The organism is Bordetella genomosp. 13 (assembly GCF_002119665.1).
In the GTDB taxonomy this organism is placed as follows: Bacteria; Pseudomonadota; Gammaproteobacteria; order Burkholderiales; family Burkholderiaceae_B; genus Bordetella.
Window position 1 is genome coordinate 707,038 of sequence record NZ_CP021111.1, and the last position, 23,881, is coordinate 730,918.

A 23,881-nucleotide genomic window follows, 5' to 3' on the forward strand; every position below is an offset into this window, starting at 1 on the left:
ATGACTCAGGCCACGCGCCGAAGCGGTGCGCCGGAAGCCAGCTCGTACCGCGACGCCCCGAGGGTGCCGTTGCGAATCAGGTCACCCAGCGCGGTGGTCAGCGCCGGGACGTCGATCGCCAGCCGATGACCTTCCAACGCGCCGATGGCGGATGGCAGGCGGCTCAGCATCGCGCGGGCTTGCAGCAGTTCCAGCACGGTGTCGCGCCAGTGATCGAGCAACGGCAGTGGGCAGGTGTCCTGCACCAGCGTCCACAGCCGATCGGTGCGATGCGATGAATCCCTGGGCAGCAGGGCCAGCGCGCCGGCGTTGGCCTTGTCGGGCTTCACGCAGCGGCGGTCGAACAACCACAGGTTGACCATGGAACCGAACAGCGTGCGCCGGAAGACGCGCGTGGAGCGTTTCTCCAGGTTCTCGACGTTGCCGACGAAGACCGGGATCGATCCGCCCTGTTCGGTGATGACGTGGAACTGGTCCAGCCCCTGTTCGTCGCGCCCGAGGGTCAGACGTGCCAGGAACTCCTGGATGGCTGTGTCGCGCGCCCAGATGGAAAGGAACACGAGATTGCCCTGTTCGTCGCCGACGCAGCCATCGGCCATCAGGTCGGGGCATTCGTCGATGCGGTAGAGCGGCTTGGGATCGGAGTGTGCAGGCATGGTGATGTCCTCTTGGATAAAGGAAAGGGACAGCACTGCCCGCTGGGGCAAGTACTGCCCCGTGGGGTGGAAAAGGAATGGCTCAGTCCGGCTTGAACTGCCGGGTGGCCGGATTGAAACGAAGCGCCTCGTCTGCCTTGCGGATCGGCGTGAAGCCTTCCAGGTAGATGTTGGCCGAGTAGTTGTCGCGGTAGGTCAACGCCTGCCGTGCCTGCTCATCGGTGAGGCCGTTGGCGATGAAGTGGTCGAGCAGTTCCTCGTCGGGCGAGACGTCGTTGTTGGACAACTGGTCTTCGACGAAAGACAGCAGCGATGCCGGAAGAGACGCGAGGATGGAGTCCATCGTGAGCCTCCTGGGATCAGGCCGACACCGGCGTAGCCGGTAGGGTCGGCGTGCGACGACGCGCGTGGTAGGCGCGCACGCCTTCGCGCCACTGGGGGGACTGCTCGGGCGCCATCGCCAGATAGCTGAGCGGGCACGAGTAGTAGTACGGGTGCATCGACTCATCCATCGGCTTGTAGCCCCATTCATTGCCGGAGCCTTCCAGCAGGTCGCAGCGGATGTAGTGATAGGAGTCGCCAACCCCGAGGCCCGGCTTGATGCCTTCCTGCTTGGCGGTGATGCGCACGACGGACCACAGCACGTTGCCGCGCAAGGTGTGTGCGACGGTCTCCGCGCGAAGCTGCTCGTTGTCGCGGGGTTCGATCAGCTCCTGGATCAGCTGATGGCGGGATTGCCTTGAGAAATACCAGCCCATGAGAGTTCTCCTTGAAGAAAAAGCCGGAGTCCTCCCCATCGGGGAAGAACCCCGGCGGGTGGTGACTGACCGCTTGCGCGGCCGATGGATCAGGCGGTGGCGAGGTGCCAGTCCTGAGACAACGGGGCGAACGAATAACCCAGCACCCCGAGGCGGTCGCGCTGCTGACGCAGGACACGACGATCCACGGTCGGATCGAGCTTGACGCTGTCGCCCAGCGGCCAAAGCGCGCCGAACAGTGCGGTGTCGTCTTCCTCGGCCGAGGCTTCGAGAGACGGCTTGGCTGCTTTCTCCGTGCCGAACGGCGTGGTATCGACCAGCGGATCGCGGGTCTTGCGACCCTTCGCCTTGGCAGGTGCCGGGGCTGCGACAGGCACAGGTGCCTGCGCCTCTTCGTCGATCGGATCGACTTCCTGCGGACTCAGCCGGCGGGCTTCGTCACGGCTCAGGGGATCGATGCTGGACAAGGTCATACCGCCCAGGTGGGCGCGAATCTCGATCACCATCCGCCCACTGGTGTTGTAGGTGGAGGGCCGGATCTCGGTGATGATGAAGTCGCCGTCGTACTTGCCTTCGGCGTACTGGTCGAGTTCGGCATTCTTGATGACGAACTCGCCGATGGAAGTCGCCAGACGGCCGACGTTGAAGTCGCCGTTGCGACCGTGGATGGTCTTGATGGCCAGTTGGCCTGGAACATTGATCATGGATAGCTCCTTTCGACGAATGAGCGATCGCGTGCCGCCGGCGCCGAAGCGCAAGCGGTGCTCGATCGAAGGGGAAGAAAACAAGGCCCCGGTGCATGCGCATGGGGCCTTGCAGATCAGAACGACTCGGCCAGGGCCGGCGCGTCAGCGGGTGCATCGGCGTCGTCATTGGCGGCGGCTTCGGATGCGGGCGCGTCCTGGGCTGCCGACGCGCTGGAGGGTGCTGGTGCATCCTCGCTCGCCGCGTCATCGGTCGTCTTGGGCTCGGCCTTGTAGACCATCTCGCCATCAATCTTGATCCAGTTCACAAAGAGCAGGCGGGCCTTCAGGCTGACGCCCTGCTGGCCGGCATTCTTCCCCTTGGAGTAGGTGAAGATGTCGGTCCACAGGTCGCCGAGGCGGAAGCCGATCAGCACCTTGCGTTCGGCCTTGACGGCCTCTTCGCAACGGCGGACCAGATGCTGAGCTTCGCTGCCGGACACCCGCACGTCGAAACGGCGGTACTCGGGAGCGTTGCTCGGACCATTGAGCGCTGCGATGTCGCAGGCCAGGAACGGCTCACCTTTCTTGGGCTTCACTTCGCGGATGCGATTGAGATACCCGAGGCCAGTGATGTGCAGGTCGAAGAACGATTTTTCGGATGAAGTGGTCATGGTGAATCTCCAGACTTGAGAACAAGAAAAGCGGAGACACACCGACCCTGGCGGGGAGGTGTGGAAACCCCCGCGCGGGTTGTGGATCGTGAGACCCGGAAACAACTACCGTGGCATCTCCATCGATGACTCGACGGACGTTCGCGCTATGGATGCCGAGAGCGAACTGGGGTGATCAACGCGGCCGGAACCGCGTCGTAGCCTTGAAGACCTTGGCTACCTGGGCATGCTGCTGACGGGTGTCAGCGGAACATGGCAGCAGCGTGGCTCCTACAGACGCGGGCTGCCAGAAGGAATCGGCATCAGCGATGTTCCCGATTGCTCGACCACCGGGGGCATGAACCAAAGAAAAGCCCCTCGATCGAGGGGCTGTGAAGGAACACAAGGGTTGGTTTCAGTGCCGCACGCTGCGCGCCTTGCCGGAGAGCGTTTCCACCCGGATAAGGCGCCAACTGCCGTCATCGATTAAGCGCTCCAGCGTGTCACCGAGATCGTCGAAATAGACGTCATCGACGCGCTCGACGGATTCACCGTCGCGGTGCAGTTCGACCACATAGACGTCGCCGCCGCGGTCGTAGCTCACCGTGACCTGGCCGCTGAACTTACCGGTCTCGACCGTGAAACGGATGGACGGCGGAGTGGCGATGATGTCGTGCGGCTTGGGGTCGACCAGCGAGAAGTCCCGGGCATTGGCGTCAACCAGCAGGTGGCTGATGTACCGATGACCATCTGGTGCGGGCAGCTTCTGCAACTGCTGGATCAGTTCGGCCAGTTCCGGGCAGCGTGCCTGTGGCACAGGCAGCTCCGTGGTGGCGTCGCCCAGAATCACCGACTTGACGGTGTAGGGCCTGCCATCGGCCAGGTACTCCGTCTTCTCCCGGGGTGTGCCGACGCGCTGGCCATCGAAGTGGCGACGCGCATACGGAATGACTTCCACTTTGCTGCCTTCGGCTGGAACAGCAGTGACCAGATGGCGATCGACCACTGCGAACTGGGTCGGCTTGACCTTCACAACGATCGCGTCGTCGGTGACCGCGATCACCTTGCCTTGGAACGGACTGGGATCGGCCGCGAAGCCCAGCATAGTTTTCTGCGGCGTACCGTCGTAGACGTTGAACTTGAACGACCTAGCATTGCGAGGCACATGGCCTGCGACCAGGGTGGGCATTTGAGAGCGGATGAGAGCGTGGTCCATGGAAATCTCCTAGAAGAAGACCAAAGGACGCCCGCCCGCCACCGGGGTTGGGAGCCCCTGGTGGGTTGAGGTAAATGGCGCGGGATGCGCCGGGGATGAACAACGACCTGTGCGGCGAACCGCACCGTAGCCTTGGAGGTCGATGGCTACCTGGGCATGTTGCTGACCTCAAGTCAGCGGAACATGGGTTCAGAGTGCACCGGCTCCATTGACCTGCCGACAAAGAATCGGCACCCCGGCCGGGTCGGTTTCCTGCACGCGAAAAAAACCCCTGCGAACAGGGGCTGTGGCTTGAGGTGTGGCGTCACTCCTCGAAGATCGGCAGACCTTCCAGGATCTGCGCGTCCGCATCGAGGATCAGGATGCGCACGTCGGCCTGCGCTGCCAGGTGCAGGACGTTGACCAGGCTCTCGGGCATGGCCTTCTTGAGATGCTCCCGACGCAGGTCTTCGGCCGTGATGCCCTCGACATGGCCGAGGTTCTCGTCCGTCCAGGGCGTGGCGATCAGCTTGACCCCGATCGCCGGGCTGTACGGAATGCGGAACGCGACGAACAGAAACCGGGTCGGCGTGGCGATGTCGGCCAGCTCGGCCAGGTAGCGCCCGGCATCTTCGGTGATGTGGGCGGAACTGATCTCCCAGCAGCGGCTGTAGAAGCCGGTATCGAATGTCAGGCGCCGGATGACTTCGCGTGCGGCCTCGTCGGAATAGGTGTCGCCGACATGGACAGGCTGGCCGAAGTCATCGCCGGCAACCGCATAGGTCACGGTTCGCACGATGCCCTCGGTCTGGCATTGATCCTCGAGTTCCTCGCTGATCTCCTGGCCCTCGGTGATCAGGGCAAAGTCGTTGCAGAAGATGCAGGGGAACTGTGCGACCTGATCGTCAGGCAGATGAGCCTGGCTGGAGTGAAGTAGCCGCCAGACCGGTGGGCTGTCGTCCTCGTAGGTGATGCAAAGCGTGCGGACGATGCGCAGGTTCTGATAACCGCGAACGAACGGATTCGATTGGATGGACATGGGATTTCTCCAGCAGAGAATAGGCGGAGCTATCCCCTGCTGGGGATTAAGCCCCAGCGGGTGGATGAAGTGGTGGACGCTCAGGCGGAGCGGTGGGAAGTGCTGCTTTCCAGCAGGCGTTCGGCGAGCCTCAGGCGCAGGGATCTGCGGGTGGCGTCATCGCCGATACCGGCGAGCAGGCTGACGGTTTCGAGCGCGATCCGGGCGGCCGCCTCGTCAAGATCGCCGGCCTGAATCGCCTTGTGCAGGTCCTGCCCGAGTTCCAGGGCGCGGGTCGAGCTGCTGTAGACGGTGACGTCGCGGCTGATGAACATGCCGTTGCCGCCAAACTCGAAGAGACGCGGCCTGTCGCTGTGCCAACATCCCTCGAACCGGATGGCTCGGAGGCCGTGTCCGTCGTCGAAGCATCTGGCGACGACAAACAGCGTGTCCAGTTCCGCGCCGTCCTCGAAGCGATGAGCCCTGAGAAGGTGATCCAGTTGCGGATCGCTCTCCGCGGAAAAGTGCTTCGCCAGCAGGCGTAGGTAGGACTGAATGCTGGGCTCTTCATCCTCGGGGAACGGCCGGCCGAGCTGGTAGGCCAGTTCGACCAGGTTGTCGCGGATGTCGTCCCATTGCGGATCGCTGCCTTCGGATGTCCGGGCGATGTACGTCTCTCCGTCGCCGGGATAGGTCTCGTCCAGATTGAACCCGCCGAATAGCGCGGTGATGACCGGCGTGATCCGGTCGAGCACAAGAACGCCGGTGGCGTCGTAGTAGTTGTTGGACATGGTGGCTCCTTGGTTGAAGAAACTGCGGAGCCGCGCCCTGGCGGACGTGGGGAGTCCGCAGAGTTGCGAAGCGAGGTATCGACGCCAGACAGGCATCGGTCCTCGGGTAGCGGACGCAGCTGCTCAGCGGGCGGGCATGCCTGCTACCGGTGTGTCCGATGGGGGATAGATCACGGTCAGGAACTGCCTGCCGTTGTGATCGCGGAAGCACGTGCCGTCCGGTACGGCAACCCAGGTGATCCAGTCATGGACCTCCAGCGTCGTGCCGCGAACGATTCGGGCTCTGAACCAGCGGCCGGGCAGTTGGCCGTCGCCGTAGAACCCGGCGCTGGTGCGCGCGTGATGCGCGTTGAGCCGCCGGACGATTTGTCTGAGCGTCAGGGACATGTGCCACTCCTGAGATGAAGAGGAGGAACACGGCCCCGGCAGGGACACGTGTCCCTCGTAGGGTTGGAGAAAAGGTGCGAGTGCGACGGCGAGGCAGGCTCACCAACCGTTGTAGTTGAGGACCAAGTCGGCGATGACCTTGCGCCGCTCCAGATCGAGGCCGCCGAAGTCGGACAGCCCCTCGAAGCCGCAACGCTTGAGCATCGCGCCGCCTTCGCGGGCGTTGTAGAAGCTCACCATCGCGGACAGGAACATCCGCTGGCCACTGCTCAGGACACCCAGGGCGTCGTTGAGCATCAGCATGTTGGGCCGCAGCTCCCACTTGGTCGTGGCACGCTGCAAGCCTTCGCGGGTGCCGTCGCCGAACCACTCGGCGCCGGCGATCTCGGCACCGCGCTTCCAGGCCTGGAAGAACGCGGACGGGGCCTGGGTGAAATGCGCATCTTCCCGCGCGATCTGATCGAACACTTCTTGAGGCAATGACAAGCTCATGAGGAATCTCCTTGGATGGCAGGGGCAATCACGGGTGCGAGCGCTGTGTCCACGCGCCTGTCGCCAGGGCTTTGGCTGCGGCGTCGCGGCTGGGGAAGTACTCGAAGGACTCGCGGGAGCAAGGTCCGTCGTGGTCATCGAACGCGCCGATGTAGTAACCAGCGGCACTGCGAAGAACCTGCAGAGGCAGGCGCTTGCCGACAAAGGTCAGGGCCAGGTAGCCGATGGAATCGGCTCGGGCCGCCTGTGCCGTGATGGGTGGCGAAGTGGAAGCAAGGGACATGGGGCTCTCCATGGGGAAAATGGAAAGCTCAATCCCGACGGGATGAAGGAACTTCCCGTGAGGTGGATCGAAGCATCGACGCCAGGTATCGGCGGCGTCCGCGCGGGCGATGCGAAGCGGACTGGTTCGGTCTACGCGGAAGGTTCCGCGGCGCAGCCTTGAAGACCGGAGCTGCCTGGGCATGGCGCTGACGGAGTCAGCAACGCATGGGCTTAGCTTCGGAGAGCAGTGCGAGCTTGTCGTGCAACAAATCGAAGCTGCGCGGTTCCTGATTTCCAAGCGCTGGATAGCGCTGTCGCCATTTAGCAGCGCACACGAAAAGGCCCCGCAGTGCGGAGCCGGTTGTGAAACAGGGAGCAGAGGTTGTCGGCCGTGCGGCCGGCGTGTTTCAGGACAAGGAAAGACCAAGGTGCCGAAGGCTGGAGGCCTTCGGCTGGATGACAAAGGAGTGCCACCCGTGGGCTGCTACAGGCGTGGGGCCGTCGTCAAAGCCGCCGCTGCACCAGCAATCGCACTCGACCGGTATCGTGGCTGGGGTCGATATCCTCTGGCACGCATCCGCGCACAAAGGGCGCCCGTTTTTTCACCGGCGGGCACCGGCACCGAATACCGTCGACCCCGAAGAGTCTCCTGGCGGCTCGCGAGACGAGGCGCCAGGAGACTCTTCTGAGTGAACGGAAGAACCGCGGATCAAGGGAATCGCGTGGGGCGCCATTCGCGGACCAACTGCCTTCTCGCCCTGTGGCCACACGTGCCAGGCAGGACGCGCACACCGTCGCAGAAGGGATCGCGTGCTGGGGAGGCCCCGCAACGCGCGGGGCGCATGCCTCGCCGCCGGGGGAGCGGCAGGCGCGGCAGACGTGTTTTCAGGCTTCAGGACGCCTTGGGTGACGCGCGCCGCTTGCGCGGCGCCGGGCGTTTGCCCGTCGAAGATTCGACAGGCAGTGTGCCCTTGCAGTCTGGGTAGCGGCTGCACGACCAAAAGATGCCGCTCTTGCCGGTGCGCTGGCGCATCGGCGACGTGCACAACGGGCAGGCCGGCGTCGGCGGCAGCTTGAGGGACAACCTGGTGCCGCGGTGCTGCTGGACCAACTGCGTGATCCAGGCCGACTGCTTCTCGATAAAGGTGTCCAGCGTCATCTGGCCGGCCTCGATCATGTCCAGCGCCTGCTCCCAGATCGCCGTGGTGCCCGGATCGGCAATCGCCACCGGCACCGCATCGATCAGCGTGAAGGCCGCATCCGACGCGCGGATGGCGCGGCCTTTCTTCAGCAGATAGCTACGGCCCAGCAGGCCGTTGATGATGCTGGCGCGCGTGGCTTCGGTGCCGATACCCGTCGTTTCCTTGAGCTTCTGCTTCAGTCGCGGGTCGGTCACCAACTTGGCAACACCCTTCATGGCCTTGATCAGTTCGCCCTGGGTGTAGGGCTTGGGTGGCAAGGTCTTCAGCGCCTTCATCTCAACTTGCTCGACGCCGCACTGCATGCCGCTGGTCAGCGGCGGCAGGATCTGACCGCGCTGCGCCGGCTCATCATCCGACTTCTCCGGACCAGCATTGACCAACGCCAGGCGCCAGCCAGGCACGACCACCTGCTTGCCGGTCGCCTGCAGTGGCTGGCCACCGCTGGTCAACACCGCTGTGGTCCGATCGAACTCATGGTGCGGCAGGAACTGCGCCAGGTAGTGGGACCGGATCAGGCCGTACACCGCCTGTTCCTTCTCCGACATGGCTGAAAGCCGGGTGGGTTCCAGCGTCGGGATGATGCCGTGGTGAGCCGTCACCTTGTCGTCATTCCACGCGCGTGAACGTTGGCTGCGGTCCAGCTTATCGATTAGCGGTCGCAGGCCGGGATCGGTGGCGAGCAAGGCACCGAGGACGGCCGGCACTTCGGCCAGCATGCTTTCGGGCAGGTAGCCCGAGTCGGAGCGTGGATAGGTCGTCGCCTTGTGCGTTTCGTACAGCGCCTGGGCAATGTCCAGCGTCTCCTGCACATCGAGGCCGAGCTGGCGCGAACACACTTCCTGCAAGGTACCCAGGTCGAACGGCAGCGGTGCGGCTTCCCGCACGCGCTCGGTCTCGACCGACACCACCCGCGCCTCGCGGTCGGCGCGGATACGATCGGCTGCGTGCTGCGCCACCGGCTGCTGGAGGCAGCGTCCCGCCGCATCGGAGGTGCTGTCGGGCGGCAGCCAATGGGCGCCGAAGGAGTGGCCCGACTGAGCCAGCAAGACCTCGACCGTCCAGTACGGCACGGATACGAACCTAGCGATCTCGCGGTCGCGGTCGACCACCAGGCGCAGCGTGGGGGTCTGTACCCGACCGACCGACAGCACGCCCGAGTAGCCGGCTTGGCGTCCGAGCACGGTGAACAGCCGACTCAGGTTCATGCCGATCAGCCAGTCGGCACGCGAGCGGGCCAGGGCCGAGTAGTACAACGACAGCGTCTCGGCCGAAGGCTTCAACGCGCCCAGCGCTTTGCGGATCGATGCATCGTTGAGCGCCGACAGCCACAGCCGCTGGATTGGGCCGCGGTAGCTGCACAGGTCGAGGATTTCGCGGGCGATCATTTCGCCTTCGCGATCGGCGTCGGTGGCGATCACCAACTCGCTCGCTTGGGCGACGAGGTGCTTGACCACCTTGAATTGCGCTGCGACCGAAGCCTTGACCTCGACGCGCCAGCGCTCGGGAATGATAGGTAGTTGCTCGATGGACCAGCGCTTGTACTGCTCGCCGTAGCCTTCGGGCGGAACCGCTTCGATCAGATGGCCGATGCACCAGGTCACGACGGTACCCGAACCGCTGTAGCAGCCGGAACCTCGCTGGCCGGCGCCCAGCACGCGGGCGATGTCCTTGCCTTGCGAAGGCTTCTCGCACAGGAACACGCGCATGGAGCCTCCTCGGATACGTGCTGTTGATCGGATGGACGACAGCATGTCCGCGCAGGGAGAACTCGACAGCAAGGAAGCGGAACGGGATGGACACCGATTTGTGTGGACGACAGGAAAACGCCGCCCGCAGCGGTGTGGGCAGGTCGCTGCGGAAGGCGTTACGGAAGCGTCGTGTCGGGAGGGCGACTGGAAGCCGATGGACGTCGATGACGCTATCCCCAGGGGATAACTGGTGCATGGCGGGCGGTTGACGGTTGCTACAGCCGCCCTCGAAGGACATCTATTGGCCGGCGGCCGGCTTGGTGCCGAGCACCACCGCCTCGACGCGATACGGCAGGATGCCCACACGCCTGGCCTCGATCTTGAACGTGACCCGTTCGTTCTCGTCGGCATCCTCCCACTCGTCGCGCACCGTGCGGCCATCGACCAGTACGCGCATGCCTTTCTGGTAGAGACTGGCCCAGTGCTCGGCATCGCGATGCCACAGTTCCACCGGCGCCCAAAAGCCGCCGCGGTCCTCGTATTCACCGTCCTTCTTCGGCACCGGGTTGTCGAAGTAGACGTTCAGGCGCAGCAGACGCCGCGGTTCGTCGTTGCCGTTGGTGAACTCGCGGTACTCGGGCGCAGAACCGATGTTGCCTTCGCCGCTGAAATGCGTGCTCATGGTGCCTCCTGTCGCGTGGTGGGTTGGATCGAAACGCCGTGCCCGTGGTGGACACGGCGCAGGTAGACCGCCTCGGCCTGGGACATCTTGTCGGCGCATTCCAGGGCCTGGCGGGCAATGCTGTGAGTCAGGCTGATCTGCATGTTCAGCGCGATGCGCTGCAGCTCCATCGCGTAGAGATCGTCGACCAGGCGATCGGGCGTGGACGGGCTGGCGATGAGGTGCTGCCACAGCGTCACACCCATGCTGGACCGGTCGAGGTTGCGCCAGCGCAGGAAGGTCGTGCCTGCGCCAGTGGTCTGCTGAGCCAGTTGCGAGCCGAGCAGGTTGAAGGGGTAGGTGCGTGCCTGCGGCAGCACTCGTCTCATCGCCAGCGCGATCAAGTCGTCGCGCAGCGCCATGCATTGGCTGGCCCAGGCCTCCAGACTTCCCTTACCTTTAAAAGGCTTCAAAAGGCCTTTTAGGTAGGCGGCGTGTTCCAGTCGCTGGAAGTCGGGCTGTTCCAGCGGCATGAAGTGTCGAGGCGCCGCGGAGGATTGCGCCGTCATGCTGGTGCATCCCCATCGGTGGATTCGGTCGCCTTGGCGGACTTCCTCGACCTCTTGGGTTTGTCGGGCTTGGCGGTGTCCTCGTCCGTCGCAACGGCTTCGGCCTCGTCCGCGGTTGCCGCCGGTGTGCTGGCCCTGGCCTCGGCAGGTTCGCGCTGCATGGCGGTCAGTGGAGTGCGGCGCACCAAGGGCGGCGCGAAGCGCGAGCGGTGTGTGCCTTCGAGCACCTCCTGCGGCAGCGGCCCGTATTTCTCCAGTGCGACACGCGCCGCGGCGTTGTTCGCAGCGAAGTCATCGCGCTGGGTGCCGGAATAGCGGTACTGCTGGGCCAGCGAGAACAGGCTGCGCAAGGCGTGCGCGCCATCGTTGAGCCAGCGCTCCAAGGTGCTGCGGTCGATCAGCGCCGTGTGGTGGGCCAGGATCAGCTTGCGGGCCAGGTCGTCGTAGTCGGCCAGCAGGTAGACCGCCATGAAGCCGAGCTGTGCATTCACGAACAGCGGCAGCTTCACCGGCTGCACGTTCATGTTCTCGCCCAGCGACAGCGCTGGCGGCACGTCGGCCAGGGCCTGATCCACCTGTTCGCGCAGGGTCTGCAGGCGGGTCTTGGTGTCGGCGAGCTTGTCTTCGATCCGCAACATCCACCAGTCCGAGTACGGGTCGTCCTGCTCGGCGCCGCGCTTCATCTTGTTCATGGCGCCGATGAAGCCGTTGAGTCCGATGATGCCGGGGCGCCCCTCGGTCGGCGCACGGCCGTGCCAGATGCGCGAAGCGTGGTGCGTGTGCAGCGTCAGCGACATCGCGCTGCGCAGCGATCCGAGATTCAGTTGCAGGGGTTCTGTGCGTTCGTTGGCCATGGGAGCGACTCGCGGTGAAGGGGCGAGTCGCCAGCATCGGCATCGGCCGGAAGGCTGTCAGTCAACAAACCGCAGCCCATGCGCGCCCGGTTTTGTTCCGCACGGAAGGCTGTGAGTGCCGGCTATCCCCTGGGGATAGCTAGGCGAAGTTGTTCGCGGCTCGCGCGGAGGTGAGACCGCGTTGCGGGGCTATGCCTCGCGAGGTCTGTACCAGGCGGCCCGTTGCCCCTCCACCTCACGGTAGCGAAGCTCGAACAGGCGGCACTCGTGCACCACCTGCCGCCAACTGCTGCAGCCGTACTTGGCTGGAAGCTGCTCGGGATGCCGGTCCGCGATCCAGCGGCCAGCGGCGACGATGGGTGTCCAGCCCTCGACGGCCAACTGCGCGGCGGCCTCGCGCAGCGCGCGAACGATGCCGGCGGCCGGCCAGTCCACCGTGCCGTCCGGCGCGATGCCATTGACCACCAGGTCGTGGAACACATCCGACTGGACGAACTCCGCTGCCAGGCGCCGCGCCTGATCCATGTGCTCGGCCCAGCCGCGCAGCTGCTCGAAGTGTTGATCGATGCGCGTGTAGGCGGAACCGAGTTCGTCCTGTGCAGCGCGGCACCCGTCCACGGTCCATAGATCGTGCTGGTCGATGAAGTGGTGCACCAAGGTGTTGCGCAGCGAGACCAGGTCTTTGAGGTCGGCCTGGGTCTTGGCGTAGTCCTGCGCAGACAGGCTCAGTTGCACGCGCGTGCGAAAGGAAATCACGTCGCCGGGAAGATCGTCGTCGCGTTCCTTGCCACCATTTCCATCGGTGACGACATACGAACCAAACAGTTGTCCGACCAACGTGCCCAGGGTCTTGGTCGCGGCATCTTCGATCCGCGCTGCGCGAATGGCCTCCTGCGAATGCGCCGGGCCTGAAATCTCGTGGTGCGCCACGATGGCTTTCATGAGGCGCTCGTATTGTTGAAGGCGCAACAGGCACCTGCCCAGCAAGCGCTGAACGTCTCGCTGTAGTGGTTGCAGTGGGTTTGTGACGGGGGAAGTCGTCATGTCCATCGTCGGCCGGGCTCGTGCGTGGCTGTCCTCGTCTGATTCACAGGCGACAGTTTCGCCTGTCGTTCGGCGGGCGGCAATCGAGCACGGCGGAAGGGTGTCTGTTCCAGCTATCCCCTGGGGATAGTCAACATCAGCGTTCACGCAAGGCTTCTCGGAGCTGTGCCAGGTAGGCACGTGCCACCTCGGGGTCAGCCACACGGGATGCCGGCGGTGACGATGGCGCAGGTGGCGGGGGCGCTGGCGGCGCCGATGCACTTTCTCCGGCCCAGGCCTTGAACTCCCCGCGGATCGCCTTCTGGATGATGCCAAACAGGTAGCCGGCCGGGTTGCGTACCGCGCTGTTGCGGCAGCGTGCCGCCCACTCGTCGAGAACGGCCTGCCGCTGCGCCTCGTCCACCTGCTGCAGCGCCACCAGCGCGCCGGCCTGCTGTTCGTCCTTCAAGCGCAGGAAACGCTCGGGCAGCCGCAGGTTCTGCAAGACCCTCGCGCGCGGTACTGTACGTACTTCATTTATACGATCATTACGTACTGTACGGTCCTCCTTCGGAATCCGAAGAGAGCCGTCCAGCGCGGGTTTCGGCCCTGCTTCGGATTCCGAAGACGGGCGCGCGCCATTCCGAAGCAGGGCTTCCTGGCCTTCTTCGGATTCGTGGTCCGCACCCTCCTGTGGATAACTCCCCGTCGTCCAGCCATGCCGCGCCATGCGCTGTGCCAGCACCTGCAAGCGCGTCGGCAGCGTGCGCCCGCTGAGCAGCGGGTCTTCGGCGATCTCCCGCAGGGTGTTCATGCCCACGACCTGCACCGCCTTCGCCGCGTGCGTGAGCGCCTGGCTCACCAGGCCCAGGTAGTCGGGGTCGAGTTGCATCGCCTCGAAGGGCGACAGCGGTTCGTCGTGCAGCACGTAGAGGTTGCCTTGGATACGGCCGGTCTTGGGATCGCGCCGCCGCCGCACCAGGCTGAGCCAGCGCGTCAGCCGCAGCAGCGTCAAGGCGCGCGCCACGGTCTCGTGCGAGGCTTGCGCCGCGCAGGGCATGGACGCCAGATAGGGGCGGAGCTGGTCGTAGGTGGGAAAGGCAGTCACGCCGTCGTCGTTGAGCTGCAAGCGGAACACCTGCCAGGCGTTTCGCTCCAGCGGCGTCAGGCGCCGGTCGAGGAACAGCGCGCGCGGGACGCTCTCGTGCCGGTTGCCGCTGTAGAGAAAGCCGTCCTGGCTCGGCGCCGTGCCCTGCGCCGGTTCCTTCGGCTCAAGGTGCCGCAGCGCCTCGTCGAACAACATCGACAGCGCAACCGGGCCATCGCGCCGTGGTGCGCTGCCCGTGGTCATGGCTACACCAGCCCCTGGTCGATCCAGTTCCGTATCGCCGACCAGATCACCGACATGGGCAGGGTCATGGCCTCGGCCAGGTCCATGGTCAGCGCCAGCATCGCCATGTCGTCGGTCAGGGCGATATGGCGCTCGGCGACGCCGGCCTTCCAGCGCTCCCACAAGGCCACGTCCTGCGCCTCGTCGAGCACCGGATGCCGGCCCTTGCGCTTGGGCAGCCCGAGGATGTCGCGGCGCAGCGCCACTTCCTGATGCGTGAGGCCGTAGAACTTGCTGACCATCTCCGTGCTCGCCCCCAGGCGCAGCATGCGGTCCACCGTGGCGATCTCCCGCTCCACGTCGTGCACCTGGCTCAGCAGCCGCTTCAACACTTCCCGGTTCACCGACACCGAGCACCACGACACCGTGGCATTCACCAGCATGCTCACGAGTTCGGGGTGCTTCAGCGCATCCAGCTCCTCCTCGCCGAAGCCCATGGCCTTGCAGCGGCGCAACTGGCCGTTGCGCAGGTCATGCAGGGCCTGGGCGATCACGGCCTGGTTGAGCGGGTGCGGTGCCGACATACGGGAGCCTCCTGCGCTCAGGATTCCTGGCCCGCTACGCCGGCTTCCTGGTCCAGCAGCCGGCGCGCCAGACGCAGCAGACGGAACAGCTTCACCAGTGCAGCATCGCTCAGGCGTGTGGCCGAGCCGCCGTGGCCATGCAGCAGCGCCGCCAGCTCGTCGGCCAGCCGCGCGCGGTCCAATCCGTTCGCGGAGGGCGGAGCCGCACTCAGCGCATGCAGCAGGGTCAGCACCGCCCGCGCGAACGCCGGCAGCGCCTTCGCCTGGCCCACAACTGGCGCCACGCAGACGAAGCCGATGCCGCCGTCGCTGGCCTCGATGTGATCGGCTACCGCCGCTTCCCCGGCGATCTCGCGCGCGAACTGCGCGATGTGCACGCGCAGGCGATCCGGTACGTCCAGCCCCGGCTCGACGTACCAAACGTCCGAGATGGGATAGAGCCCGCCGACCTGCACGGGGATCGCGCGCAGCGCATCGGCCTCGAAGTCGGGCAGCTTGTCGCCGAGCTGGTCCGCGACCATCCGCTGGATGGACTGCAGGCGGTCGGTGGTCGGTGCCGGTGTCACGATGTGCCCTTGCAGGCGCTCGTCGCGTTGCCCGTGTTGGTCCTCCGGCGCTTCGGGCGATGCAGGCGGTGTCGCTGCTGGCGCCGCAGGCGCGACCGGCGTGGTGTCGCGCGGCACAGACGAGACGGGTGGCTGCTGAGACGCGGAGACCTGCGGGGGAGGAGCAGCAGGCACGACAGGCGCTGCAGGTGGCGTCGGCGCCGCCGGTTCGCTGGTCAGCGCACGCTGGCGGCTTTCGCTGTCGTTGATCTCCAGCGCCAGCGTGTCGTAGTCCGCCTCCAGCAACTCGGCCATCTGGCCCACCAGCTCGTCCTGCACTCGCTGCGGCGAGAAGTCGTCCGGCTGTGTGTCGAACTGCGTCAGCACGTCCTGAAACAAGGTGGCGAAGTCCACGGCCACGGTGCGGCCCAGCGCACGCCGCTCCCAGGTGCGCTCGCACGCCTTGCGCAGCACCGCGAGCCGGTCCACCTGATGCCGGCCCAATCCGCCGTACAACAGCGTCGGGATCGCCGGCAGCAGATAGCGCACCGCATCGTTCATGCGGCTGATGTGTGACTGCGGCACCGGATAGCCGTCGGCAGTCAGCCGCCGCGCGAGTTCGCTCTGCGACAGCGCCTGGCCGCTTTCCTGCTCGTAGAACTCGCGCGCCTTCTCGATGCCCAAGGCCCGCTCGATGAAGGTCAGCCCGCCGCGCAGCTCGTTCTCGGCCAGATGTCCGGTCAGCGCCACGATTTCGCCGCGCGCCGGCCACGGGCGGAACAGGCACGCAATGCGGAAGAAGCGTTCCTCCTTGGTCTCGCTCCACAACTCGCGCAGGATCGCCAGCCGCGTATTGCCGCCGTTGCGAATGATGTAGTGCGCCTCGCCCGGCCTGCGCGTGATCGCGGGGGGCGCGTCGAGCCCGCGTTCGCGGATGGACGCCTTGATCTCCGCATAGGCCGGGTTGCGCGTCACGCGCGGGTCGTGGTCGTAGGGCCGCAACTGGTCCAGCGTCACCGCCATCGGCGTGTCGGCGATGGGGTCGCTCAAGGTCGCGGCCGAAGGGCCGCTGCGCTCGAAACCGGTGGCCAGCAGCTTGGCAGCCATGTCCTGCGGCGTCAGCTCAGCCACGGCCGTTCTCCTGCGCCTGCCGGTCGGCGCGGCGAAGTTGCGCGCGGGCATTGCGGTCGGCACGGTGGTCGCTCGCAGTCGAGCTGGTGTAGATCGACGCGTAGCCTTGTTTCGTGAACTTCAGGTGCCCGCCGGACGTGCGCACCACGCGCCAGCCTTCGCCCAGCGCGAACTCGATCAGCGCGCGCAGCCGTTCACGGCCGCGCGCCAGTTCATGCGCGCTCGCCATGGCCGGCCCCTCCCGCATCGGCCCGGCCGGTGACCAGCGCGAAGCGCTCCCGCCACGCGGGGAACAGCTCGCCAGCCAGCGTGCGCATGGTGTCCAGCGCCGCGGGCGCCGTGCGCCCAGCCGGCCGCCGGTACTCCACCCGATGCACCGGCAATCCTCGTGTCGCAGCGCGCGGATAGGCTTCGATGGCCGGCACGTCGGTGTCCAGCACCTGCACGCCGGCCTGTTCCTGGAACACCTGTCGCAGCGCCTGCTGGACCAGCCGCGCGTTCGACGACACCGGATGCACACGGTTGATGAGCAGGCGCAGCGGCGGCGGCTCGATGCCCAGGTGCCGATACGGCGCGATGTCCTCGATCAGTTGCAGCGTGCCGCGCCGCAGCTCGCGCGCCGCGAGGATTTCCGGCGTCACCGGCGACAGCGCCAGGTCGGACGCCAGCACCGCCATCTCCAGCAGCACGCTGCGCGCGCCCTGCGTGTCGATCAACAGCAAGTCATAGTGCGTGCGGAAGACGGGAAGCAAATGGCGCAGTCGCAGGCGCCCATCCGGTGCGTGCAGCAGCAGCGTGTTCAGTTCGCCGCGGTCGTCGTTGGAGAGCACCAGGTCCAGGCCCGCGATCGCGGTGCGCGACACCAGTTGCTCGATGCTCCGCTCGTTGAAGGCCAGCATCTCGTAGATGCCGCCGGGCGCGCGCACGTCCAGCGTGAAGTAGCTCGACAGCGTGGGCTGCACGTCCAGGTCCAGCAGCAGCACTCGCAGCCCGGCATCGGCGATGAAGCCGCCCAGGTTGGCCGCCGTCGTGGTCTTGCCCACGCCGCCCTTGGTCGAAATGATGGACACCACCTGCATGAGCTTCTCCTCGTCGAATGGCATGAACCGAGAAGAAGCGTCAGGCGCGTTCTTTGAGGCGATCGGCGATCCACTGTTCGATCTCCACCGAGTCCCAGCCCACCGCGCGCACGCCCAGACGTAGCGCCTTGGGGAACTTGCCTTCCTTCATCAGGCTGTAGATGTGCGCGCGCTTGAAGCCGGTCTTGGCTTCGACCTCGGCGCGGCGCAGGATGCGGTGTTCGGTCGGTGCTGCCGTGGCGGCGGTCTGCGAAGACATGAGGGTCACTCCTTAACGCTCAGTGGCGCTGATTGGCGTGACTCGAATTAAGAACGCCGCGTTGAAGAAAGACACCGCAAATGCGGTATTCGCGACCGCAGATACGGTCTGGCATCGCTCAGGAAGTTGTGCTCTGCAAATTGCGCCGAGCCAGTGCGAACTTGGCCTGCAGGGTGCGCTCGGTGATGCCCATCGCGTTGCCGTGGTGCGCCACCATCGCGCTGATGATGGCCTCCTGCGTCAGGAAGCTGGAATACGGCATGCCGCTGGGCGACTTGCCCAGCAGCAGCGTCAGTAACCCGCCAACGATGTTCAGGTAGGTCGATTCGCTGCGCGGCCCCGGCGTGTTCGCACGCTCCGCGTCGGCCGCGCAGGCGGCGTGCGTTCTGAGCAGCGCCTCATGCTCGGCGCGCAGCGTCTCGTGCACGCCCAAGTGTTCCGCCAGCCGCGCCTTGATCGCTTCCCGCTCGACCAGCAATGCGCCCACTGTGTCCAGGCTGATCGCCGGGTGAAGCGCACGCTCGATCTCATCGAACAGAAACGCCGGTTTCTCGCCGGGGTAGTAGTGCGCCATCCAGGCTTTCAGATCGACGTGCCGCACCGTCAGCGACGAGTCGTCCATCGCCAGGCCTTGCGTGTCCCGCCCCAAGCCCTCCTTGCCATACGGCATGTCGCCGTGAGCCATCGCATCGAAGATTCTTTCGGCGTTCAACCGCAGCATCGGCCAGCGCGGAAACTCCGTTGCCTCCGGCAGAGGCCGCTGTCCCAAGGTCGCCAGGATGCGCCGCTCGAAGCGCAGCAATCCGCTCCAGCGGATTGCCGCCTCGATCGGGCGGTAGTAGATCTTGGCGCCATCGGCCAGGCTGCTCGACTTCGGCATATCGCGCGCCTCCATTCGTCATCGCACCGAGTCCAAGCACGCGCACCCGCCGTACAGGCGGCGTGCGTGGCTGTCCAGGAATCTCCGGGCGAAACGAGCAGGTGGCGAAGCGGCGAAGACCGTGGCATCGGTGATGCCGCCGGTTTCGTTGCGAGATGCGCGCCTTGCTGCGCATGGCGCCATCACTCACAATTCGCAAGCCGCGAAACACGCTGTCACCAGCGTCATTCGCGGGCACCATGCTTGACCCGGATAACCAGGCCAAAGTCTTTGCAGGGAAAGAGGCCCAGTAAAGCGCGATCAGATCAACACGCCAGAGCCGATGCGCATACGGCAAGCACTGTTGCGCCGCGCGTCTTCGCTGTGATGCGCCACGATGGGCATGCGAGTTTCACGCAGGATGCCAACCGCAACCGCGAGCAACGCCTGAGTGCAGCGCGCCCGTGCACCGCGTCAATGGAAACCCGCTTTGACAAAACAGGTCTGCCGGTTTGACCAAAATGGAATCGGCCAACCCGCCTGAAACAGCCTCATGCGAGCCGTTGCGTATCCAACGGCATATGGCCGATACGCTGCGCACGGTCGATGAAGTGGCGCAGTGGCTCCGACATCGCGCCCTCGGGATGTAGCAGGTAGGTCGTCAGCGCCGCCGAGTCTTCATCCAGCGGCCGGACGATTACGTCCGCCTGTCGGGATGCCACCACGTGCGCCGCGGTGGAAAATCCCACGCCATAGCCGGCCGCCACCAGGGCCAGCATCAGCGAGTGGGTCGTCACGTACTCGGCCACGACCGACGGTGTCTCCACCAGGCGCAGCAGGCGCTCGCATTGCCGGCTGCACTCCGCACACACCTGCGGGTGGCACAGCACCAGCGGGTAGCCCACCACCTCTTCCAGCGGCACCCGCTTGTGCGCCAGCAAGGGGTGCCGCGCGGGTATGGCCACCACCAGCGGATCTTGCCACACCGGCATGGCGACCACCCCGGCCTCCATCTCGCCGGCCATCGCAAAGGCCGCGTCGTACAGGTCGTTGCCCAGCCCGCCCACCACCTGCGACAGCGGCGCCTCGAACAGCCGGATGCCCACTTCCGGCGCCTCCTCCCGGCACAGCGCGAGCAGCGCCGACAGCCGGGTCCGCCCGACGCCGCCGGCCAAGGCGATGCGCAGGGTGCCCCGGTGTCCCGCCGCCACCGCCCGCGCCTTGGTCTGGGCTTGCTCAAAGGCCAGCAGCACGCGCCGGGCCTCCTCCAAGAACACCTGCCCGGCCGGGGTCAGGCGCACGCCGCGCGACGTGCGCTCCAGTAGCGTCACGCCCAGGTCCGCCTCCAGTTGGCGAATCGTCCGCGACAGGGGCGACTGCTCCACATGCAGCCGCCGCGCCGCCCGGCCAAAGTGCAACTCCTCGGCCACGGCGATGAAACAGCGAAGATGGCGTAAGTTCATGTAATTCCCCCCAGAAAGTGGAGTCCATTCCTCTGGCCGTAGGGAACGGCATGAGTGCTTCCCGGTGGCGATGCCGGTCACAGAGGCTTTCCAGTTGCCGCCATCCGGCCTTCCAGTCGCCGGCGAGGGGGCGAGTGTCCAGGCAAGGCCGGGTTATTCCATCGGTGTTGCCATATCACACGAAACCACGGACAATCAATAATAGTTCTCATTAGCATCTGTGTCTGAATGGAGTGAAGCCGATCAAGCCCGACGTGGCGAACCTGTCCGTCACCACCCACGGCAGCGTGTTCTGGAACGACGAACGCATGGGCGACGAGCAGCTCGTGCAGCGGCTGCAGGCCTCCGCGCCGCGGCAACCGCAGCCCGAGGACTTCATCCGCGGCGACCGCCTGGTGGATCTACGAGCGCGTCGCCCAGGGGATGGCGGCTACGCAGAAGTCCGGGGTGTTGGAGCTGCGCTTCGTGACCGACTAGGCCACGACCGGGGTGAGCCGAAAGACACCTCCATGAAACTGCATCGGCACGCCCGCCCTGACGCCGGCGTGACGTCGTCGGCTGCACCGATCGCGGACTCCAGCACACGTGAGCGCCTGCGCGCCGTGCCCGGCGCACCAAGCGGGCATGAGGCTTTGACGCGATGCCATCGAAGGAGGTGCTGACGGGATGCGGATGGAGATGCTGGCGCCCGATAGGCCGAACCAGAAGAAGACAAACGGGAGGTGGCCTTGGATTTCAGATTGCTGCGTTACTTCGTCGCAGTTGCGGAAGAACTGCATCTGGCCCGTGCAGCCGAGCGTCTGGGCATCGAGCAGTCGCCTGTGTCGCGTGCGATGCGCGACCTGGAAAGCCAGCTTGGCGTGCAGTTGTTCGACCGCAGCACACGCCTGACGCGGCTGACCTGGGCCGGCCAGGTGTTCCTCGGCGAATGCCGGCGCGTGATGGCCACCGTGGAGCAGGCAGTCAAGAGCGCCAAGGCGGCGGCACAGGGCTACCAGGGCCATCTGCGCATCGCCATCTGCGACAGCCTGGCGCAGCCCCACATCGCCACCTTGCTGGCACGCAGCCGCGAGGATGAGCCCGAGCTGGAGATTCGCGTCTTCGAGCTGCCGTTCGCGCAGCAGCTCAAGATGCTGCACAACGATCTGCTGGACATCGGCTTTGCGTTGTCAAACGCGGTGCATGCTGGCCTCGTCGCTGAGCCGGTGTGGACCGATCCACTGTCGGTGATCGTGCCCGCACGCCACCCCTTGCTGGCACACATGCAGGTGCCGCTGGCCGAAGCCTTGAAGTTCCCGCTGGTTCTGTGCCATCCCGAATCGGGATCGGGCTGCCGCCATCAGATTCAAGCGATGCTGCAGGACGCGGGCACGCCGCTCAAGCTGGTCGATGAAGTGACCAGCCTCGGCGTGATGCTGACCCTGGTCGGCGCCGGCTACGGCATCGGCTTCGCCATCGCCTCGCAAGTGCAGACCCTACAGCGCCCGGACATCTCCATTCGTCCCCTGGCCGGCACCCCACCGATGCTCTCTACCTACCTGCTGCGCCGCCAGGGCGAACCCTCGGAGCCCATGAAGCGGTTCATCGAGCGGGTGAAAGACGAGGCCGCGCCGATCGATGATGAGCCGGTCCTTTGAGGACGCAGCTCGCCTGTCCGTTGCGACCTGTGGCGTGGTGTGCCAGTAGACAGATAGACTTCGGAATGAAATCCGATGCTCTGGCTGTTGGTGGATGTGCTTGGCTCGCTTTGGATCACCCGCAACGGCCTGCGTTGACCAGGCCGAAGACTTGAGTCCACAATCGAGTCCATTCCGTGACGCTTGGATCGGAAAAGACGTTCGTAATAAACGAGTTAGCGAACGGGTGCTGTTCCCATCACCCGCTCCACTTCAAGGACGGCCAAGAAAGGCTGCTGGCGTCCGCTAAGTGATCAAGCCAAACAGCCGGCCAGTGATGCGCAAGCGTCTGCTTAGGGTCGTAAGCTGTCCCCTCGTGAGAGTCCACTTCCGACTCGTTGCAGTCCTTCGCTTCCCCCAACAGCGATCAGGACGTCCCCGATAGCAACGAGGTCTCCACTACGGTGCTTTCACCTCCTTCGCCTTTTCCTTTTCCTTTTTTTCTCCATCGTAATGAGACTTGATGGCGAAAAACATGCCCGTGCCCAACACGAGGAGCTTGAACGTACCGAAGACTACAGGGACCCAAAAATTCATCATTTCCTCAAAACGCTGCTTCAGCAGCTTCATTTACCACTCGTCGGCCAGGCAAAGACAAACGAACGATAGCGGTGGGGCCACGAAAAGCATCCGCCTGATTCCGATGACCATTAGCACGGCTGCCTTATTCCCTATGCTTTGTGTGCCGAGAACGCGCCTGCAGTCAAATTCTGCCTTGTCGATATTCGGATTGACGTCAAACGCGGGTAAGGACTGGTGCCCCACCTTTCCCGGCCTGCACATCTTCTATGCCAGCAAGCGGCAGTGCTCGCCCGCGCTGTCGTTGATAGTGGAGGCCCTCAAGTATCGCTATCAGCGCGGCAGTTTAGCGCGCGACGACGCGCACAGGTAATCGTCTCACGGGCTTTCCGTACCTGGCAGTGGAGAGCAGTAGAATCCGCCGTAAAACTGCGGCCGCCCGTCCCGCAGGCGGCATCCAACCAGCAGCTGTGTGAACGACTCAACATGCGTTTCTCCGATTTCGACCAGCGCGTCGCCGCACTCGGCGCCCGGCCCGTCCATCGTGGCCGGATCGTGCGCGTCTGGCTGAACGGACAAGCGCTCGACATCGGCACGCGGCGGCGGCACTCCGAGCACTTCCTGCCGCTGGCGCTGCGCGATGCCGTGCCCGCCTTGACGGCAGAGTTGGACGGGCTCGCACGCATTCGCTCCGAACATGCCGGCAACGACGGCACGCGTCTGCTCGTCGAACTCTCCGACGGACAGATGGTCGAGAGCGTGCTGCTGCCGCGTGACGGACTTTGCGTTTCCACCCAAGTCGGATGCGCGGTCGGCTGCCGGTTCTGCATGACCGGCAAAAGCGGCCTGATCCGCCAGATCACGAGCATGGAAATCCTTGCCCAGGTCGTGCTGGCGCGGCGCCTGCGCGCGGTGAAGAAAGTGGTCTTCATGGGCATGGGCGAGCCGGCGCACAACCTCGACAACGTGCTCGAAGCCATCGACCTGCTTGGCACCGAAGGCAATATCGGCCACAAGAACCTTGTGTTCTCCACCGTGGGCGATCCGCGCGTATTCGAGGCCTTGCCGCGACACCGAGTCAAGCCCGCACTGGCGCTGTCGCTGCATTCGACCAAGGCCGAGCTTCGCGAACACCTGCTGCCGCGCGCGCCGAGAATCCCGCCGGAGGCATTGATCGAACTCGGCGAAAAATACGCCCGCGACACCGGCTACCCGATCCAGTACCAGTGGACGCTGCTCAAGGGCGTCAACGACGGCGACGACGAGCTCGATGCGGTCGTGCGCCTGCTCAGGGGCAAGTACGGCGTGCTCAACGTCATTCCTTTCAATAGTCTCGAAGGAGATGACTATCAGCGCCCCGACGGCCAGCGCATCCGCGAGATCGTTCGCTACCTGCACAGCCGCGGCGTGCTGACCAAAGTGAGAAACAGCGCCGGCCAGGACGTGGACGGCGGCTGTGGTCAACTGCGCGCCCGTGCCATCGGTGCGGAGCAGGTAGTCCAGTTGCGCCGGCAGCGCAACGCACAGCCGCTACCGGCCTAG

The 23,881-nt window shown here is 65.2% G+C and carries 28 protein-coding genes; 3 read left to right on the plus strand and 25 right to left on the minus strand.

Annotated elements, in window-relative coordinates:
- Positions 1–5: 5 nt before the first annotated feature.
- The 24 genes from CAL15_RS03265 to CAL15_RS03385 all read right to left on the minus strand — a co-directional run bounded on the left by CAL15_RS03265 (position 6) and on the right by CAL15_RS03385 (position 20,144).
- Complete coding sequence (locus tag CAL15_RS03265; protein ID WP_033470650.1) at positions 6–656, minus strand: hypothetical protein; 651 nt, start codon at positions 654–656, stop codon at positions 6–8.
- 82 nt (positions 657–738) lie between these two features.
- Positions 739–999 carry a hypothetical protein gene (locus CAL15_RS03270; protein ID WP_033470588.1) on the minus strand — a complete coding sequence of 87 codons (261 nt, stop codon included), beginning with the start codon at positions 997–999 and terminating at the stop codon, positions 739–741.
- 16 nt (positions 1,000–1,015) lie between these two features.
- Positions 1,016–1,414 (minus strand): hypothetical protein, encoded by a 399-nt coding sequence (locus CAL15_RS03275; protein ID WP_033470590.1) that lies wholly within the window; start codon positions 1,412–1,414, stop codon positions 1,016–1,018.
- A gap of 89 nt (positions 1,415–1,503) precedes the next feature.
- On the minus strand, positions 1,504–2,118 hold the full coding sequence (locus CAL15_RS03280) for a DUF3275 family protein (RefSeq protein ID WP_033470592.1): 615 nt from the start codon (positions 2,116–2,118) through the stop codon (positions 1,504–1,506).
- A 116-nt stretch (positions 2,119–2,234) separates the two neighbouring features.
- Entirely contained in the window at positions 2,235–2,771 is a 537-nt protein-coding gene (locus tag CAL15_RS03285; RefSeq protein ID WP_033470593.1) for an STY4534 family ICE replication protein, read from the minus strand.
- Positions 2,772–3,165: 394 nt separating this feature from the next.
- The gene (locus tag CAL15_RS03290) at positions 3,166–3,966 is read right to left on the minus strand and encodes a hypothetical protein (RefSeq protein WP_033470596.1); all 801 of its coding nucleotides are present in this window, start codon (positions 3,964–3,966) and stop codon (positions 3,166–3,168) included.
- Between the two features lie 304 nt (positions 3,967–4,270).
- The gene (locus tag CAL15_RS03295; protein ID WP_033470599.1) at positions 4,271–4,984 is read right to left on the minus strand and encodes a DUF5983 family protein; all 714 of its coding nucleotides are present in this window, start codon (positions 4,982–4,984) and stop codon (positions 4,271–4,273) included.
- Positions 4,985–5,064: 80 nt separating this feature from the next.
- On the minus strand, positions 5,065–5,754 hold the full coding sequence (locus tag CAL15_RS03300) for a hypothetical protein (protein ID WP_033470602.1): 690 nt from the start codon (positions 5,752–5,754) through the stop codon (positions 5,065–5,067).
- 123 nt (positions 5,755–5,877) lie between these two features.
- Complete coding sequence (locus tag CAL15_RS03305) at positions 5,878–6,141, minus strand: hypothetical protein (protein ID WP_033470604.1); 264 nt, start codon at positions 6,139–6,141, stop codon at positions 5,878–5,880.
- Positions 6,142–6,240: 99 nt separating this feature from the next.
- On the minus strand, positions 6,241–6,633 hold the full coding sequence (locus CAL15_RS03310; RefSeq protein ID WP_033470607.1) for a hypothetical protein: 393 nt from the start codon (positions 6,631–6,633) through the stop codon (positions 6,241–6,243).
- Positions 6,634–6,661: 28 nt separating this feature from the next.
- Positions 6,662–6,916: a hypothetical protein gene (locus CAL15_RS03315; protein WP_033470653.1), complete on the minus strand. Its 255-nt coding sequence runs from the start codon at positions 6,914–6,916 to the stop codon at positions 6,662–6,664.
- An 873-nt stretch (positions 6,917–7,789) separates the two neighbouring features.
- Positions 7,790–9,805 carry a DNA topoisomerase III gene (locus tag CAL15_RS03320; RefSeq protein ID WP_086077285.1) on the minus strand — a complete coding sequence of 672 codons (2,016 nt, stop codon included), beginning with the start codon at positions 9,803–9,805 and terminating at the stop codon, positions 7,790–7,792.
- A gap of 280 nt (positions 9,806–10,085) precedes the next feature.
- Complete coding sequence (locus tag CAL15_RS03325) at positions 10,086–10,469, minus strand: single-stranded DNA-binding protein (protein WP_020685569.1); 384 nt, start codon at positions 10,467–10,469, stop codon at positions 10,086–10,088.
- Complete coding sequence (locus CAL15_RS03330; protein ID WP_033470614.1) at positions 10,466–11,017, minus strand: DUF3158 family protein; 552 nt, start codon at positions 11,015–11,017, stop codon at positions 10,466–10,468. The genes CAL15_RS03325 and CAL15_RS03330 overlap by 4 nt, the downstream gene beginning before the upstream one ends.
- Complete coding sequence (locus tag CAL15_RS03335) at positions 11,014–11,871, minus strand: PFL_4669 family integrating conjugative element protein (protein ID WP_232468106.1); 858 nt, start codon at positions 11,869–11,871, stop codon at positions 11,014–11,016. Before CAL15_RS03335 ends, CAL15_RS03330 begins: the two co-directional genes overlap by 4 nt.
- Before the next feature lie 189 nt (positions 11,872–12,060).
- The gene (locus tag CAL15_RS03340; protein WP_033470616.1) at positions 12,061–12,813 is read right to left on the minus strand and encodes an OST-HTH/LOTUS domain-containing protein; all 753 of its coding nucleotides are present in this window, start codon (positions 12,811–12,813) and stop codon (positions 12,061–12,063) included.
- Positions 12,814–13,051: 238 nt separating this feature from the next.
- A complete protein-coding gene (locus CAL15_RS03345) occupies positions 13,052–14,245 on the minus strand; it encodes an STY4528 family pathogenicity island replication protein (protein WP_033470619.1) in 1,194 nt (397 codons plus the stop codon).
- A 2-nt stretch (positions 14,246–14,247) separates the two neighbouring features.
- Positions 14,248–14,808 (minus strand): DUF2857 domain-containing protein, encoded by a 561-nt coding sequence (locus tag CAL15_RS03350; RefSeq protein ID WP_004255086.1) that lies wholly within the window; start codon positions 14,806–14,808, stop codon positions 14,248–14,250.
- 17 nt (positions 14,809–14,825) lie between these two features.
- On the minus strand, positions 14,826–16,484 hold the full coding sequence (locus CAL15_RS03355) for a ParB family protein (RefSeq protein ID WP_033470622.1): 1,659 nt from the start codon (positions 16,482–16,484) through the stop codon (positions 14,826–14,828).
- A complete protein-coding gene (locus CAL15_RS03360; protein WP_033470625.1) occupies positions 16,477–16,713 on the minus strand; it encodes a hypothetical protein in 237 nt (78 codons plus the stop codon). Before CAL15_RS03360 ends, CAL15_RS03355 begins: the two co-directional genes overlap by 8 nt.
- Complete coding sequence (locus CAL15_RS03365) at positions 16,697–17,563, minus strand: ParA family protein (RefSeq protein ID WP_086077287.1); 867 nt, start codon at positions 17,561–17,563, stop codon at positions 16,697–16,699. Before CAL15_RS03365 ends, CAL15_RS03360 begins: the two co-directional genes overlap by 17 nt.
- Positions 17,564–17,603: 40 nt before the next feature.
- Complete coding sequence (locus tag CAL15_RS03370; protein WP_018076211.1) at positions 17,604–17,822, minus strand: AlpA family transcriptional regulator; 219 nt, start codon at positions 17,820–17,822, stop codon at positions 17,604–17,606.
- Between the two features lie 118 nt (positions 17,823–17,940).
- On the minus strand, positions 17,941–18,702 hold the full coding sequence (locus tag CAL15_RS03375; protein WP_026177189.1) for a hypothetical protein: 762 nt from the start codon (positions 18,700–18,702) through the stop codon (positions 17,941–17,943).
- A gap of 530 nt (positions 18,703–19,232) precedes the next feature.
- The gene (locus CAL15_RS03385; RefSeq protein WP_198299134.1) at positions 19,233–20,144 is read right to left on the minus strand and encodes a LysR family transcriptional regulator; all 912 of its coding nucleotides are present in this window, start codon (positions 20,142–20,144) and stop codon (positions 19,233–19,235) included.
- A gap of 233 nt (positions 20,145–20,377) precedes the next feature.
- Here CAL15_RS03385 and CAL15_RS03390 point away from each other — a divergent pair, with 233 nt between their 5' ends.
- Both CAL15_RS03390 and CAL15_RS03395 read left to right on the plus strand, forming a co-directional pair.
- Positions 20,378–20,806: an ExbD/TolR family protein gene (locus CAL15_RS03390; protein ID WP_086077289.1), complete on the plus strand. Its 429-nt coding sequence runs from the start codon at positions 20,378–20,380 to the stop codon at positions 20,804–20,806.
- 66 nt (positions 20,807–20,872) lie between these two features.
- Positions 20,873–21,781 carry a LysR family transcriptional regulator gene (locus tag CAL15_RS03395; RefSeq protein WP_033470632.1) on the plus strand — a complete coding sequence of 303 codons (909 nt, stop codon included), beginning with the start codon at positions 20,873–20,875 and terminating at the stop codon, positions 21,779–21,781.
- A gap of 438 nt (positions 21,782–22,219) precedes the next feature.
- Here CAL15_RS03395 and CAL15_RS24320 read toward each other — a convergent pair whose 3' ends face one another.
- Positions 22,220–22,390 carry a hypothetical protein gene (locus CAL15_RS24320; protein ID WP_157666586.1) on the minus strand — a complete coding sequence of 57 codons (171 nt, stop codon included), beginning with the start codon at positions 22,388–22,390 and terminating at the stop codon, positions 22,220–22,222.
- A 435-nt stretch (positions 22,391–22,825) separates the two neighbouring features.
- Between CAL15_RS24320 and CAL15_RS03405 the strand changes: the two genes are divergently transcribed.
- A complete protein-coding gene (locus CAL15_RS03405; RefSeq protein WP_086077291.1) occupies positions 22,826–23,881 on the plus strand; it encodes an RNA methyltransferase in 1,056 nt (351 codons plus the stop codon).

Coding starts and splice junctions, on each gene's coding strand:
- CAL15_RS03345 (WP_033470619.1), bottom strand. CDS start 14,245: ATGACCACGGGCAGCGCACCACGGCGCGATGGCCCGGTTGCGCTGTCG.
- CAL15_RS03340 (WP_033470616.1), bottom strand. CDS start 12,813: ATGAAAGCCATCGTGGCGCACCACGAGATTTCAGGCCCGGCGCATTCG.
- CAL15_RS03285 (WP_033470593.1), bottom strand. CDS start 2,771: ATGACCACTTCATCCGAAAAATCGTTCTTCGACCTGCACATCACTGGC.
- CAL15_RS03405 (WP_086077291.1), top strand. CDS start 22,826: ATGCGTTTCTCCGATTTCGACCAGCGCGTCGCCGCACTCGGCGCCCGG.
- CAL15_RS03365 (WP_086077287.1), bottom strand. CDS start 17,563: ATGCAGGTGGTGTCCATCATTTCGACCAAGGGCGGCGTGGGCAAGACC.
- CAL15_RS03335 (WP_232468106.1), bottom strand. CDS start 11,871: ATGGCCAACGAACGCACAGAACCCCTGCAACTGAATCTCGGATCGCTG.
- CAL15_RS03370 (WP_018076211.1), bottom strand. CDS start 17,822: ATGTCTTCGCAGACCGCCGCCACGGCAGCACCGACCGAACACCGCATC.
- CAL15_RS03320 (WP_086077285.1), bottom strand. CDS start 9,805: ATGCGCGTGTTCCTGTGCGAGAAGCCTTCGCAAGGCAAGGACATCGCC.
- CAL15_RS03305 (WP_033470604.1), bottom strand. CDS start 6,141: ATGTCCCTGACGCTCAGACAAATCGTCCGGCGGCTCAACGCGCATCAC.
- CAL15_RS03375 (WP_026177189.1), bottom strand. CDS start 18,702: ATGCCGAAGTCGAGCAGCCTGGCCGATGGCGCCAAGATCTACTACCGC.
- CAL15_RS03265 (WP_033470650.1), bottom strand. CDS start 656: ATGCCTGCACACTCCGATCCCAAGCCGCTCTACCGCATCGACGAATGC.
- CAL15_RS03315 (WP_033470653.1), bottom strand. CDS start 6,916: ATGTCCCTTGCTTCCACTTCGCCACCCATCACGGCACAGGCGGCCCGA.
- CAL15_RS03290 (WP_033470596.1), bottom strand. CDS start 3,966: ATGGACCACGCTCTCATCCGCTCTCAAATGCCCACCCTGGTCGCAGGC.
- CAL15_RS03280 (WP_033470592.1), bottom strand. CDS start 2,118: ATGATCAATGTTCCAGGCCAACTGGCCATCAAGACCATCCACGGTCGC.
- CAL15_RS03325 (WP_020685569.1), bottom strand. CDS start 10,469: ATGAGCACGCATTTCAGCGGCGAAGGCAACATCGGTTCTGCGCCCGAG.
- CAL15_RS24320 (WP_157666586.1), bottom strand. CDS start 22,390: ATGAAGCTGCTGAAGCAGCGTTTTGAGGAAATGATGAATTTTTGGGTC.
- CAL15_RS03295 (WP_033470599.1), bottom strand. CDS start 4,984: ATGTCCATCCAATCGAATCCGTTCGTTCGCGGTTATCAGAACCTGCGC.
- CAL15_RS03310 (WP_033470607.1), bottom strand. CDS start 6,633: ATGAGCTTGTCATTGCCTCAAGAAGTGTTCGATCAGATCGCGCGGGAA.
- CAL15_RS03270 (WP_033470588.1), bottom strand. CDS start 999: ATGGACTCCATCCTCGCGTCTCTTCCGGCATCGCTGCTGTCTTTCGTC.
- CAL15_RS03360 (WP_033470625.1), bottom strand. CDS start 16,713: ATGGCGAGCGCGCATGAACTGGCGCGCGGCCGTGAACGGCTGCGCGCG.
- CAL15_RS03300 (WP_033470602.1), bottom strand. CDS start 5,754: ATGTCCAACAACTACTACGACGCCACCGGCGTTCTTGTGCTCGACCGG.
- CAL15_RS03275 (WP_033470590.1), bottom strand. CDS start 1,414: ATGGGCTGGTATTTCTCAAGGCAATCCCGCCATCAGCTGATCCAGGAG.
- CAL15_RS03385 (WP_198299134.1), bottom strand. CDS start 20,144: ATGAACTTACGCCATCTTCGCTGTTTCATCGCCGTGGCCGAGGAGTTG.
- CAL15_RS03350 (WP_004255086.1), bottom strand. CDS start 14,808: ATGTCGGCACCGCACCCGCTCAACCAGGCCGTGATCGCCCAGGCCCTG.
- CAL15_RS03330 (WP_033470614.1), bottom strand. CDS start 11,017: ATGACGGCGCAATCCTCCGCGGCGCCTCGACACTTCATGCCGCTGGAA.